Source organism: Sphingobacterium sp. BIGb0116 (assembly GCF_024808035.1).
In the GTDB taxonomy this organism is placed as follows: Bacteria; Bacteroidota; Bacteroidia; order Sphingobacteriales; family Sphingobacteriaceae; genus Sphingobacterium; species Sphingobacterium paramultivorum.
This window is the reverse complement of the sequence record NZ_JANUDT010000013.1, coordinates 1-13,319: the sequence shown is the minus strand read 5'-3', so window position 1 is coordinate 13,319 and position 13,319 is coordinate 1. Positions and strand designations below refer to the sequence as shown.

The 13,319-nt window shown below is 39.8% G+C and carries 12 protein-coding genes and 1 rRNA gene; 10 read left to right on the top strand and 3 right to left on the bottom strand.

The window, feature by feature from the left end; genetic code table 11:
* Positions 1–146 precede the first annotated feature (146 nt).
* From M2419_RS25525 to M2419_RS25515, 3 genes are all read left to right on the top strand, one after another.
* Positions 147–803, top strand: a complete 657-nt coding sequence (locus tag M2419_RS25525; RefSeq protein ID WP_046672736.1) for a protein-L-isoaspartate(D-aspartate) O-methyltransferase — start codon at positions 147–149, stop codon at positions 801–803.
* 105 nt (positions 804–908) lie between these two features.
* On the top strand, positions 909–2,732 hold the full coding sequence (locus M2419_RS25520) for a MutS-related protein (RefSeq protein WP_182330764.1): 1,824 nt from the start codon (positions 909–911) through the stop codon (positions 2,730–2,732).
* Positions 2,733–2,799: 67 nt separating this feature from the next.
* Entirely contained in the window at positions 2,800–3,201 is a 402-nt protein-coding gene (locus M2419_RS25515) for an acyl-CoA thioesterase (protein WP_075994203.1), read from the top strand.
* Positions 3,202–3,362: 161 nt separating this feature from the next.
* On the opposite strand, the gene M2419_RS25510 is transcribed toward M2419_RS25515, so the two are convergent.
* A complete protein-coding gene (locus M2419_RS25510) occupies positions 3,363–3,737 on the bottom strand; it encodes a DUF779 domain-containing protein (RefSeq protein WP_153845646.1) in 375 nt (124 codons plus the stop codon).
* A gap of 120 nt (positions 3,738–3,857) precedes the next feature.
* Positions 3,858–5,360: an aldehyde dehydrogenase family protein gene (locus M2419_RS25505; protein WP_153845645.1), complete on the bottom strand. Its 1,503-nt coding sequence runs from the start codon at positions 5,358–5,360 to the stop codon at positions 3,858–3,860.
* Positions 5,361–5,533: 173 nt separating this feature from the next.
* Between M2419_RS25505 and M2419_RS25500 the strand changes: the two genes are divergently transcribed.
* A complete protein-coding gene (locus tag M2419_RS25500) occupies positions 5,534–6,436 on the top strand; it encodes an AraC family transcriptional regulator (protein ID WP_259255872.1) in 903 nt (300 codons plus the stop codon).
* Between the two features lies 1 nt (position 6,437).
* On the opposite strand, the gene smpB is transcribed toward M2419_RS25500, so the two are convergent.
* Positions 6,438–6,893, bottom strand: a complete 456-nt coding sequence (gene smpB / locus M2419_RS25495; RefSeq protein ID WP_120333714.1) for an SsrA-binding protein SmpB — start codon at positions 6,891–6,893, stop codon at positions 6,438–6,440.
* Between the two features lie 409 nt (positions 6,894–7,302).
* Between smpB and spt the strand changes: the two genes are divergently transcribed.
* The 6 genes from spt to M2419_RS25465 all read left to right on the top strand — a co-directional run.
* Entirely contained in the window at positions 7,303–8,502 is a 1,200-nt protein-coding gene (gene spt, locus M2419_RS25490; protein ID WP_153845643.1) for a serine palmitoyltransferase, read from the top strand.
* A gap of 11 nt (positions 8,503–8,513) precedes the next feature.
* Positions 8,514–9,635, top strand: a complete 1,122-nt coding sequence (locus M2419_RS25485) for a hypothetical protein (protein WP_182330766.1) — start codon at positions 8,514–8,516, stop codon at positions 9,633–9,635.
* Complete coding sequence (locus M2419_RS25480; protein ID WP_182330767.1) at positions 9,632–10,624, top strand: NAD(P)-dependent oxidoreductase; 993 nt, start codon at positions 9,632–9,634, stop codon at positions 10,622–10,624. Before M2419_RS25485 ends, M2419_RS25480 begins: the two co-directional genes overlap by 4 nt.
* Positions 10,625–10,633: 9 nt before the next feature.
* Positions 10,634–11,326 carry a CDP-alcohol phosphatidyltransferase family protein gene (locus M2419_RS25475; protein ID WP_153845640.1) on the top strand — a complete coding sequence of 231 codons (693 nt, stop codon included), beginning with the start codon at positions 10,634–10,636 and terminating at the stop codon, positions 11,324–11,326.
* A gap of 2 nt (positions 11,327–11,328) precedes the next feature.
* Positions 11,329–11,724 carry a GtrA family protein gene (locus M2419_RS25470; protein WP_159727189.1) on the top strand — a complete coding sequence of 132 codons (396 nt, stop codon included), beginning with the start codon at positions 11,329–11,331 and terminating at the stop codon, positions 11,722–11,724.
* Between the two features lie 1,291 nt (positions 11,725–13,015).
* Positions 13,016–13,319 (top strand): 16S ribosomal RNA (locus M2419_RS25465); the annotation flags it as partial.

The following is a 13,319-nucleotide window of genomic DNA, read 5'->3' as shown; positions in this document are numbered from 1 at the left end:
TTCAAGAGGTCAGCGTAGATTGGGCATAAGGACAGATGATTTGGAAAATAAAGCAAATTGACTTGAAAATGTGTACTGTGTTGGTATTGAATTATTTGTGATTAATTCTGCTTAATGTGCCTTTTAAAAGGTAAATTTGAAACATCATGGCGTACAAGTTTATTGATAATTATCGAGAGAAAGGTGCTCGTAAGAAATTGGTTGAACATCTTAAAAGCCGGGGGATTGCGGATCAGAAAGTATTAGATGCCATTGGCAAGGTACCACGACACTATTTTTTTGATGAAACATTTTGGAATCAGGCCTATCGGGATATTGCTTTTCCAATAGGTGACGGGCAAACAATTTCACAGCCGTATACCGTCGCCTATCAATCTGAACTGCTTCACGTCAAAAAAGGAGATAAAGTACTGGAAATTGGCACCGGATCCGGATACCAAACCTGTATCTTATTGGAACTTGGCGCAGAGGTGTATACCATCGAACGTCAGGAAAACCTATATCAACGAACCATTCAAGTGTTGCCTTACATGGGCTATAAACCGAATTTCTTTTTGGGCGATGGCTCCAAGGGAATTGAAGAGCACGCTCCTTATGACAAGATTATTGTAACTGCGGGTGCGCCATTCGTGCCAGAGGTTATGTTAAAGCAGCTGAAAATGGGCGGAATTTTTGTGATCCCTGTAGGAGACGAAAAATCGCAAAAGATGATGACGATCATTCGTGTGGGTGAAAATGATTTTGACCGTATCGAATTGGATACTTTTCGTTTTGTGCCTTTGGTGGGTGATCAGGCCTGGTAGGATATCCATTCAACCAGCTTAAACGACTTCCCCCAAGGTCTTTGAGCGACACCAAAACATCCATGATTAAATTGAAATGAACGTGAAAGAATAAATATTCACCTTATGAACCCAACTGCAATATTATATGACCAGAAGCATCGCGAAATCGCTTCAACTGTCCTCAAATTAAATAAACAAGTCAACACGCTCAGCTTGTCGCGGCTATTTGTGATACTCGGTGGCGGAGCGTTATTATTTTATACCTTTCAACTGGAAAGCCTTCCGTTGGTCTTTTTCTGTTTTTTTGCATTATTGTTCCTATTCGCCTATCTCGTGCGGAAGCAGAGCCAGCTAGAGCTTCAGAAGAACTATTTTGAAGCCTATCTGAAAGTTTTGGCAAATGAACAGGCCCTGGCAGACGGAAAATTAAATATGTATGATCATGGCCAGCATTTTGAAAATGGAGCTCATCCTTATAGCTCCGATATGGATGTCTTTGGGACATACTCCTTATTTGCGCAGATAAATCGGGCAACTACCAAACAGGGAATTGATCTTTTGGCTTCTTGGCTTGATGCACCTCTCCAAAGCCATCAAATTCAACGCAATCAAGAAGCTTCCCAGGAACTTGAAAATGAATCGGAATGGATATGGGATTTTCAGGCAAAGCTTTTGGCAAATCTGAACCATAAATTGGATATCAAAGCATTTTTGATAAATTACTTTCAAGACCGAAATTTTCAGTTCGGAAATGCCTTCATGCGAGTCTATATCAAAGTAGGGCCTGTTTTATTTTTGGTCGCTTTAGCGGGCAGCTTTTTTGTGCCAAAATTGGCTGGGGTGGCAACATTGATTGGGCTATTTCATATTCTTTGGGCCTTGGCCAAAGCGGGAAGTGTTAGCATGTTCTCCTCTCGAATAGACAAGATAGGTGGCGTGCTGGGATCATATGCAGACGCAATTCAATCTATTGAAGACCACGCATGGAATTCTATTGCTATGCAGGAGATCGCGGGAGAGCTTAAACAAAACCAGGGTACAGAATCCATTTCCCTTGCCTTTAAAAAACTCGCTGGTCTTATTAACAATTTGGACGCCCGGAATAATGTCTTTGTCGGGATATTTCTAAACCTGTTTCTGCTTTGGGATTTTAGACAAGTATTGGCTATTGTTGACTGGAAGAATAAATACGAACACGAGATTCTAAATTCATTCGATACCTTAGCTAAGGTTGAGGCTGTAACTAGCCTTGCTATTTGGAAGAGAAACCATTCGTCGTACATTTATCCAGTAATTTTGGATAACCCATTGGAAAATAAGATTGAAGCGCAAGGGTTATATCACCCATTGATTCCAAGCAATCAGGTGGTGGCCAATGATTACAGTAGTATAGATCATCGTGTTGCTTTGGTGACAGGTTCAAATATGGCTGGAAAGAGTACGTTTCTGCGGACAGTAGGTATTAATGCAATTTTGGCATATGCCGGAGCTGCAGTTGCAGCGGCTTCTTTTCAGCTCCCGATTTATAAACTGATATCCTATATGCGAATCAAGGATAATCTGAATGAAAGTACGTCGACCTTTAAAGCTGAATTGAATAGGATGAAATTTATATTGGATACAGTTTCAGCACATAGCGATAGTTTTTTCCTAATCGATGAGATGCTTCGTGGGACAAATTCGGTCGACAAATATCTTGGCTCCCGTGCAATCATAAAGAAACTGGTTCGATTGGATGGTAAAGGTATGGTGGCTACACATGACTTACAGCTGTCCAGTTTACAAGAGGAATTTCCGGGAGATATCAAAAATTACCATTTTGACATTCGTGTCGACGAGGGTCAGATGCTGTTTGATTATAAGCTGAAGATAGGAGAATGTAAAATATTCAATGCTTCGCTTTTATTGAAAGGTATAGGAGTGGATATCGACGAAAATATGGAATAAAAATGACGCAACTGGAGCTAGATTGGTTTACATTTGTCTCCTCTTAAATCCACTTAATAAAAAATAAATGACTTTACAAGAACGTATTGATTTATCAGAAACACACGTCTGCACGACCGTGTTTCCGTTTTTGACGAATCATCACGATACGCTATTCGGCGGCAAGGCGATGTCCATTATGGACGAAGTATCGTTTATGGCTGCAACACGATTTTGCCGCAAAACGTTGGTGACTGTATCGACGGACCGTATAGACTTCAATAAGGCAATTCCTTCCGGAAGTATTATTGAAGCTATTGCAAGGGTTCAGAATGTAGGTCGGACCAGCTTGAAGGTGAAGGTCGACATATTTCTGGAACATATGTATAAGGAAGGAAGAGAACTTGCAATTGAGGGTGTTTTTACATTTGTCGCCCTGGATGAAAACAAACAGCCAATTCCAGTCCTTGAAGGCTTGGATATCGAATAAAATTTTAGCTTCCGAATGCGGAAACTCAGGGGAGAATTTTTTAAAATTATAACATCGAAAAAGGGACGCGTCTGCGCCCCTTTTTTCTTTGAGAGAGTGATCCAAGAATTTTATAGGTCATCTTTACAACGTTGTGATTCTATGGTGTTTTATGCTTTTTTTTATTCGTTTCGTTTGATTGGGCTGAGGTCATTAAGCTCTTCGGCTGTAAATAGGCGATAATGAACTTTGAAAGTTTTACCCAGTGGAGTTTCCAATGAGAATCCTCCGGGACCAAACCCATCCAGTACATCGAGGGTGAAATGTGCATGTTTCCAATATTCAAAGAGATCACGATCCACCCAAAATTCATATCCTTCGGCTAAGCCTATCATGTCGTCATTCGTCCTCGGAAAATACCCTCCTTCCTCAAAACACTGTGGCTGCGTACCCTCGCAACAGCCTCCGGCCTGATAAAACATTAATTTACCATGCTTTGCTTCAAGTTCATGAATGAGCTCCCTTGCTTTTTCAGTGATGTCTAATCTATTAATCATGGTGAAATCAGTTTATGTGTTTTAGCGTTGGTTCATATGAAATTCAGCGGAAGGGGCAGCATTTGCTCCCCCTAGACTCGGGTATCAAGCTGTTCGAAAAGTATACCCGGTATGCTTCAGTTAAAAGAAACCAAGTTTTTCTTTACTGTAGGAAATCAACATATTCTTAGCCTGTCTGTAATGTGCAAGCATCATTTTATGGTTTTCCCGTCCAATTCCTGATTGTTTGTATCCGCCAAATGGAGCGCCAGCTGGGTAGGAGTGGTATTGATTTACCCATACACGTCCAGCTTGTATGGCACGTGGAACCTGATAAAGCTGATGTGCATCTCGGGTCCATACACCTGCTCCGAGACCATACATGGTATCATTGGCGATGGCAATTGCTTCTTGTTCATCTTTGAACGTGGTCACTGCCAGCACAGGGCCGAAGATTTCTTCCTGGAAAATGCGCATGCTATTATCTCCTTTGAATAGAGTAGGTTTGATGTAGTAGCCTCCTTCAAAACCAGCGCCGACATTGTTTTCATCACCGCCAGTCAATACTTCGGCTCCTTCTTCTTTGCCAAGTTTAATATAGGACATGATCTTATCTTTTTGAATCTTCGATGCCTGAGCACCCATCATTGTTGTTGGGTCTAATGGATCCCCAACTTTGATCTGATTAACCCGATCGACCACTTTAGCGATGAATTTTTCATAAATATCCTCCTGGATCAGTAGACGAGATGGGCAGGTGCAAATTTCGCCCTGGTTGAGCGCGAATAATACGGCCCCTTCAACTGCTTTGTCCAAAAATGCATCATCTGCATCCATTACCGAGCTGAAGAAAATATTGGGCGATTTTCCGCCCAATTCTAGGGTTACTGGGATGATATTTTCAGTAGCATATTGCATGACCAAACGTCCTGTTGCAGTGGAGCCTGTGAATGCTGCTTTGGAAACCTTTGGATTTGTGACCAAGGAACGACCAAGCTCTGCGCCGAAACCGTTGACGATATTGACCACTCCGGCAGGAATCAAATCACCGATGATTTCCATAAGAACAAGAATAGATGCTGGTGTACTTTCAGCGGGTTTTAACACGACAGTGTTCCCTGCAGCAAGGGCCGGAGCTAGTTTCCATACGGCCATCAGAATCGGGAAATTCCATGGAATAATCTGTGCAACAACCCCGATTGGTTCGTGTACAATCAGCGACACCGTATTGCTGTCCAGTTCGCTTATGGATCCCTCTTCAGCACGGATTACACCAGCAAAATACCGGAAATGGTCGATGGCTAATGGGATATCCGCATTGAGTGTTTCACGTACAGCTTTTCCGTTATCTATCGTTTCAACGGCTGCGATATATTCTAAATTAGCTTCAATACGGTCAGCAATTTTATTGAGGATAATACTTCGTTCTGTAGCGGAGGTTTTTCCCCAAGTTTCAAAAGCTTTGGCTGCAGTGTTGACAGCGAGATCCAGATCTTCTTTTGTTGAATGGGCAACTTGAGTAAACACTTTTCCGTCTACCGGCGAGATATTATCAAAGTATTTTCCTTGAATTGGTGCGACAAATTTACCTCCAATGTAGTTGTCATATCGTTCTTTGAACGATGGTCTTTTGATTGCGCTCATATGGTTTATTATTAATTATTTTTAATCCCTTCTTATCAAAGTTAGCCAGCAATTATTCAATGGCGTAGCAGAATTGATCCAAAACATAGCACAATTGTGGCAGATGACTTTCGGTCATAATTTATTTTTTTATTATATTTGATTGACTGCCAATTATATTTAATTGTTGCACTATGGGAGATAGGACGCTGATTCATACATTGCCATTTTCGCGCGCGGGCGAGCTTAGCACATTAGTGGAGAACCGACGCGCATTTACGTTAGATAGCTTGGAGCTTAATATCTACGAAACATATCGGGTGTCGCAGCATGTGCCTTTATGTTTTGATGACTTGGTTATGATTAACATGATCCAGGGTAAAAAGATCATGCATTTGGAGAATGTAAAGGCTTTTGACTATCTGCCGGGTCAGATGATGGTGTTGCCTGCATCGGTAGCTATGCATATTGATTTTCCAGAAGCGACCCTCGATCAACCCACGCAGTGTACCGCTTTAACGATTCATAAAGAGAAGATAGCAGCAGTCTTGGACTATCTAAATGAGTTTTATCCGAAAGAACACGTCAATCAGTGGGGGCTTGATCCGAATTTTTTTCATCTGTACAATTCGACTGAGCTTGCCGACCTGGTGAACAAGTTGTTTCAAATTATTATTAGTGAAAACCCGTTGAAAGATGTACTTGCAGATTTGACTTTTAAAGAGCTTACGATTCGGCTACTTCAGTCACAGTCGCTGATTGCATTAAAAATTGGGAAGTCACCTAATAAAGTGCTGTTACACGTGCAGGAATTTATTCAGAAACATATTACAGAGAAAATTTCAATTGGTCTATTGGAGCGGACTGCTCATATGAGCAAAGCAAGCCTTACGCGGATGTTTAACCGTGAACTTGGACTTAGTCCGATGGAGTATGTGATCCAACAGCGTATCGAGAAGGCAAAAAAAATGCTTTTACTCACCCGTAATGTAAAGGAGTCCTGCTATGGGGCTGGATTTAATGATGTCAACTATTTTGTTCGGCTTTTTAAAAGCAGGGTAGGAATGACGCCAGGTGCATTTGTCCTGGCGCGTTAATCTAGAATTTCATCACGCGATCAAGCTCACGTTTAATATCTTTTTCTTTGATGTTTTCTCGTTTGTCAAAATCTTTTTTACCCTGTGCCAAGGCAATTTCAACTTTGGCAAAACCCCGTGAACTGATAAAGATGCGTAGGGGTACAATGGTAAAACCACGTTCTTCCCCTTTCTCTTTCAGTTTTTTTAATTCTCTTTTTGTCAATAGCAGTTGACGGTCGCGTTTTGCCTCATGGTTATAGAAAGATCCCATGGAGTATTCGGCAATGTGCATGTTACGGATGTATAATCCGTCCTCAAAAAAACTACAGAAACTATCGTTAATATTTGCCTTTCCTTCGCGTATTGATTTTATTTCTGTACCCAATAATCGAATTCCTGCAATGTACTTGTCCAGTAAGTGGTATTCAAAAGAAGCTTTTTTATTTTTTATATTGATATCTGAAGATAAAGCCATATATTGTTGTATATTAGTAAGTCTATACCATTGCTATTGCAATGAACCTAAATGTAACTAATTATAGGATAATTTAAAGTTCGCAAATATAATTATTAAAATTGTCTTATTTTAAAGTAGAATTGTGTGGACAGATGTTAGCGGAGTATTAAAATAAAATTAACAGTTTTGGGCGATGTGTTAAAAATATGACTAAATTTAAGTGAAAGTCAGATTATGTTTTCGTATGTTTGCAACGTTTTTGGAATTATTGTGAATCTATACAACGTAGAATTTCAACTTACATTGTGGATATAGCAGATTTTTAGTCGGAGACCGAGTTTTTTATATAAAAGTCCAATTCGATAATTTTGTTTGTTACAATAACATCTAAAAGTTAGAAATAGTTTTAGAAATACCTTTTTATCGCATGAGTAAAGGAAAGTTAGGCGAAAAAATATCGCAATTTAAGATTGTTGAGGAGTTGAAAGCTAAGGGCTTATATGCCTATTTTAGACCTATTCAATCAAAACAAGATACCGAAGTAAAAATCGATGGTAGACGTGTATTGATGTTTGGTTCTAACTCTTATTTAGGGTTAACGACTGATACACGTATTATAAAAGCAGCGCAAGATGCTTTGGAAAAGTATGGTACTGGATGTGCTGGATCTCGTTTCTTAAACGGTACGTTGGATATTCACGTGGAACTGGAAGAAAAATTATCTGCTTATGTAGGTAAAGAATCCGCTATTCTTTTTAGTACAGGATTCCAATCAAATCTAGGGCCTTTGTCATGTCTAATGGGACGTAATGATTATATTTTGTTGGATGAACGTGACCACGCGTCAATTATTGATGGTAGCCGTCTGTCTTTTTCTAAAGTAATCAAATACGGTCATAACAATATGGAGGACTTACGTGCTAAGTTATCACGGCTACCTGAGGATAGTGCGAAGTTAATTTGTACGGATGGTATCTTTAGTATGGAGGGTGATATTGTTAATTTGCCTGAACTTACATCGATTGCCAATGAGTTTGATGCTGCCGTAATGGTCGATGACGCACACAGTTTAGGTGTTATTGGGCACAAAGGAGCTGGTACAGCTTCTCATTTTGGGCTTAATGATGATGTAGACTTGATTATGGGTACATTTAGTAAATCGTTAGCTTCTTTAGGTGGATTTGTGGCTGGTGATGCAGATGTGATTGATTTCTTAAAACATAATGCGCGGTCTGTGATGTTCAGTGCTTCAATGACTCCAGCTTCGGTGGCTTCAACATTGAAAGCTTTGGAAATTATTCAAAATGAGCCAGAGCATATTGAAAAATTATGGAAAAATACAGATTATGCCAAAGCACAATTACTGGATCATGGGTTTGATTTAGGTGCTACGGAAAGTCCTATTTTACCAATCTTTATTCGTAGCAATGAAAAAACGTTCTGGGTAACTAAAATGCTTCAAGATGATGGCGTATTCGTTAATCCAGTTGTTTCTCCTGCAGTTCCTGCGGAAGAGTCTTTGATTCGTTTTTCATTGATGGCGACACATACTTATGACCAAATCGACGAGGCTATTGAGAAGATGGTTAAAGTATTCAAACAAGCTGAAGTTGAAACATTAATATAAAATCTAATCGTATGATTCAGATTGTACCCGTTGAAACAAAGAAACAAAGACGGCTGTTTATAGATTTCCCTCATAGTCTCTATGAGGGAAATCCTAATTATGTACCTGCCTTATTTCTTGAACAAAACGATTTGCTTTCCCCTGACAAGCATCCCTTTTATAAACATTCCCAAGCACAACCTTTTCTAGCTTATCGTAACGATAAGATTGTTGGTCGTATATGTGCCATCTGGAACAACAACCATAATGCCTTTAATCATGTGAATGAAGGACAGTGGGGTTTTTTCGATTGTATAGATGATCAAGAAGTCGCAAACGCGTTATTTGAAACCGCAGAAAAATGGGTTAAAGCTAAAGGTGGGGATACGATCGTTGGGCCGATCAATTTATCGACCAATGATACCGTTGGTTTATTGGTTGACGGTTTTGATAAGCCTCCAGTGGCCATGATGCCCTACAATTCACCTTATTACATCGACTTGATTACCAATTCAGGCTATGGACATAAAGTGGATTTGAGAGCTTATTTGGTTATGGAAAAGTCTGCGGATAAGCGTTCTGTATTGCTTTTGGATAGGCTGGAAGAGCGTTTGAAAAGATCTGGCATTACATTGCGTCAATTCAATGTGAAGGATTTTAAAAACGAGGCAGCAAAAGTTCGTGACATTTATAATAGAGCATGGGATAAAAATTCGGGTTTTGTTCCGATGACAGAGGACGAATTTAATTATACGGCCAAAGATTTAAAAATGATTCTCGATCCACGTTTTGCTATCGTTGCAGAGAAAGATGGTGAGCTTATTGGCTTTGGTCTAGGGATACCTGATATAAATCAGATCCTTATCAAAGTGAAGCGAGGGCGTCTACTTCCTACGGGTATTTTTAAATTGTTATTTGGAAAGAAAAAAATCAACTTGCTTCGTGTACTCATGTTAGGGGTATTGGAAGACTACCGTAAACTTGGTATTGAAGCATGTTTGTATGGCCGAATTATAAAAGAATCAAAAGATTCTAATATTAAGGGGGCCGAATGTTCATGGATGTTGGAGCATAATTACATGATGAACCACGCTATTGAACAAATGAATGGAGAATTGTACAAACGTTATCGTTTGTATCAAAAATCATTATGATAGAAAAAGTATTAATCACCGGAGCGAGTGGTTTTGTAGGCTATCATTTGACAAGAGCAGCGAAAGAGGCGGGGATGGAAGTTCATGCCGCGGTGAGGAAGTCAAGTGATGTTTCAGAAATTCGCTCCGTTGTAGATAAATTTGTTTATCCGGATTTCTCTGATGAAGAGTCTATCAGAGAATTACTGGAAGCGGAAAACTATACCTATGTTGTTCATGCTGCGGCAATGACTCGTGCCAAACATGAAGAAGATCTCGAAAAGGTCAATGTTGGTTATACAAAAAACTTGGCATCAGCTTGTTTTTCTTTAAAAACTCCCATCAAAAGATTTGTTTTCGTTAGTAGTCTTGCGGCGATCGGTCCTGTTAACTATGATGCTAACCTTATCGATGAAAGCAACCCTTATCGTCCTGTTACGGCATATGGTCGTAGTAAGCGGAAAGCGGAGCTCGCGTTGAATGATTTTAAAGATCAGCCACTAACGATTTTGCGCCCTACTGCGGTATACGGCCCTCGTGAAAAGGATATTTTTATTGTTTTTAAAACAATGAATGGAGGCCTGGATGCCTATGTTGGTCGCTCTCCTCAAAAGCTTAGCTTTATTTATGTTGCCGACTTGGTGCAGGCGATCATTCATGCCTGTCGTTTTGACCAAGGTGGAAAGCAGGTGTATAACCTCAGTGATGGACAGGTATATGGCCGTTATGAGTTGGCTAGGTTTTTCAAAGAGTTTAGCCAAAAGAAAATGATTCGTATGCATATTCCTTTGGGTGTCGTGAAGACTATCGCGGTTATTTTTGAACGTTTGTATAAAAATTCTAAAGCAATACCTGTACTATATCCTGAACGGCTGAATGAACTTACAGCTGAAAACTGGGGCTGTGATATCTCGGCGGCTCAGCGTCAGCTACAATACCAACCTAAATATGATTTGAAGAAAGGCTTAATGGAGGCATTGGCTTGGTATAAAGAAAATAAATGGCTATAATCGCAGATAATGAGTGAGTTAAAAATAAATAAAAAACTTTTTCAGGATAGAAAGAGAACAAATATCTTAAGTGAACCCGAACAAAAACTTATCTCGTACCTCGTTCCTAGAATCCCCAATTGGATTACATCGGATGGACTTACGGCAATTGGATTTTTAGGTTCCTTAATGATATTGGGGAGTTTTATACTGGCTGAATATGTTGATATTCGCTATTTACTTTTAGGAATCCCTGGTTTCTTTGTACAATGGTTTGGTGATTCATTAGATGGGCGTATCGCATTCTACCGCAATAAATCCCGCCGCTGGTACGGTTTCGCGCTAGATATTGTAATGGATTGGATCAGTACTGTTTTTATAGGATTAGGATATGTGCTGTATACCGTGGGCGATTTTAAGTATCTGGGATTTACATTGGTCGCATTATATGGCTGGGCAATGATTATTTCTCAGCTCAGGTATAGAATTACAGATAAGTATACGATAGACGCCGGAATTTTGGGGCCTACTGAAATTCGAGTGATTATTTCATTGGTTATGCTCTTTGAAGTTTTAATGCCAGGATCTATTAATTGGTGTGTACTGGTAATCTGTATTGCACTTTTTATAATTAATGCAAATGATACACGCCTACTTCTTAAATTAGGCGATGAAAAAGACAAAGAGGATAAACTAAAAAAACAGCAGGAGGAGGCTATTTAACGATGTCTTCAAAAGTTATTACTTTTTTAAAAGCTCAACTTTCCGCCTTTTTAGGCGGATTGTTTGATTTTGGAGTATACTCTGCTTGTTATAAGCTTCTTCATATCAGTGCTCCTTTTTCTAATGCTATTAGTGGTAGCCTTGGTGCTGTTGTTAATTTTTTGATCAATCGATACTGGTCCTTTGGTAGTACGCAAAAGTCCGTAGGGAGTCAGCTATGGAAATTTGTGATTGTCGTCTGTGGTAGTATTGCATTGAAGTCTACAGGAATTCATTTTCTGGTGGATGTATATCATTTAAACTTTTTGTTCTCAAAACTAGTCGTTGAGCTGCTCGTTTCTTTGGGCTTCAACTATACACTTCAGCGTTTTTGGGTTTTTAAAGCTGAGGAGAAATAGTAATTTCCTTCTTTTTGCGAATCAGCTTTAGCTGGTTTCAGTTTCTTTTCTGTTTTCTGATTCTTTGATCTCTCTTGTTCTTTTCTTACCTAGTTTTGGTTTTGTAGGATGTTAGTTTAGCTCTTGTTTTAGACTAAAAGGGCTTCTTAGCGTCTTATCTCTGTTATATTCCTTCAAATCGCTGTTGTTTTCTGTTTCTTTGGGGCAAATCCGAGGTGAAGCGTGCTACTATCTTATTTGTTGATTCTATTTATTCGCTTTTATTTAGTTCTTCTTTAAACTAGATTTTAATTGGTATTTAGTTAGCTTTTGGTTAGGGTTAGTTTAGCTATAACCTAAGCTATACCTAAACAAACCCTAACTAAACCCTAAGTAAAAGCTATACTAAAATGAGAATTGATCCAGGTTTACTTTAGACTGGTCCCGCCATCCTCTATTCCGCTGCGGTTGCGGTTCCCGGTCACGTCCCATCTCTGTTATATATATCGATGGTATTAAACTATACGGTTCTCTATTCCGCTGCGGCTGCAGTTCGCGGTCACATCCTATCTCTATTATATATATCAATCTATATATATCAATCGTATTAAACTATATTGTTCTCTGTTCAGCTATGTTTACGTTTTCCAATCTCCCTTTCTATGCTGTGTCGGTGGGGCAGTAGACCCGGCAGGTGCAGTTCGGGATGTTTTCGTTGCCAGATGCCGCTATCTGTCCCCATTCCGGATTAGGATCAGCCATTCCGCCCTTCCGATCACCTGTTTTACAAAAAGAATCTCGCACCGTTACAGGTAGTTAGGGACAAAATGAAATAAATAAGAACAAAAGGCTTGGAAGTGATTGTTAAAACTCCCTATCTTTGCACCACTCCGCAAGGGAGGAACGGTTGCTTCGAAAGAGGGAATCATGAAAAAAGAAGGGTTTAAGAGAAGCCTGACAGGATTTAAAATCCCGCTCAGTTTATTTTAAACGCGGAAATCGAAAAAAGGGAAAAGAAAAAAAACTTTAAAAAGTTTTTGGAAGTTCAAAAAAGATTTCTACCTTTGCAGTCCCAACGGAAACGAAGGGAAAAACAAAACGATAAAGAGAGGCGCAATGCCTATCGGAATATAGCGGATACGGAAGTTGAAGCGCGAAAAGTTCTTTAAGAAAACACAATCATGTAAGCGTGACGAGTAGACAAACGAAAGTCATGAACAAATTCAAGAATTAGTTCAATTCGATCCAAGATCAGAGATATAAAAAAAAGAATTCTGATTATGTAAATAGTTGGAATCAAAAACTTCATTTTACAATGGAGAGTTTGATCCTGGCTCAGGATGAACGCTAGCGGCAGGCCTAATACATGCAAGTCGGACGGGATCCGTCGGAGAGCTTGCTCGAAGACGGTGAGAGTGGCGCACGGGTGCGTAACGCGTGAGCAACCTACCTCTATCAGGGGGATAGCCTCTCGAAAGAGAGATTAACACCGCATAATATATCTGACCGGCATCGGTTAGCTATTAAATATTTATAGGATAGAGATGGGCTCGCGTGACATTAGCTAGTTGGTAGGGTAACGGCTTACCAAGGCGACGATGTCTAGGGGCTCTGAG

Excerpts from the sequence above, each read along its gene's own strand:
- M2419_RS25525 (WP_046672736.1), top strand. The coding sequence starts at position 147 with ATGGCGTACAAGTTTATTGATAATTATCGAGAGAAAGGTGCTCGTAAG.
- M2419_RS25520 (WP_182330764.1), top strand. The coding sequence starts at position 909 with ATGAACCCAACTGCAATATTATATGACCAGAAGCATCGCGAAATCGCT.
- M2419_RS25515 (WP_075994203.1), top strand. The coding sequence starts at position 2,800 with ATGACTTTACAAGAACGTATTGATTTATCAGAAACACACGTCTGCACG.
- M2419_RS25510 (WP_153845646.1), bottom strand. The coding sequence starts at position 3,737 with ATGATTAATAGATTAGACATCACTGAAAAAGCAAGGGAGCTCATTCAT.
- M2419_RS25505 (WP_153845645.1), bottom strand. The coding sequence starts at position 5,360 with ATGAGCGCAATCAAAAGACCATCGTTCAAAGAACGATATGACAACTAC.
- M2419_RS25500 (WP_259255872.1), top strand. The coding sequence starts at position 5,534 with ATGGGAGATAGGACGCTGATTCATACATTGCCATTTTCGCGCGCGGGC.
- smpB (WP_120333714.1), bottom strand. The coding sequence starts at position 6,893 with ATGGCTTTATCTTCAGATATCAATATAAAAAATAAAAAAGCTTCTTTT.
- spt (WP_153845643.1), top strand. The coding sequence starts at position 7,303 with ATGAGTAAAGGAAAGTTAGGCGAAAAAATATCGCAATTTAAGATTGTT.
- M2419_RS25485 (WP_182330766.1), top strand. The coding sequence starts at position 8,514 with ATGATTCAGATTGTACCCGTTGAAACAAAGAAACAAAGACGGCTGTTT.
- M2419_RS25480 (WP_182330767.1), top strand. The coding sequence starts at position 9,632 with ATGATAGAAAAAGTATTAATCACCGGAGCGAGTGGTTTTGTAGGCTAT.
- M2419_RS25475 (WP_153845640.1), top strand. The coding sequence starts at position 10,634 with ATGAGTGAGTTAAAAATAAATAAAAAACTTTTTCAGGATAGAAAGAGA.
- M2419_RS25470 (WP_159727189.1), top strand. The coding sequence starts at position 11,329 with ATGTCTTCAAAAGTTATTACTTTTTTAAAAGCTCAACTTTCCGCCTTT.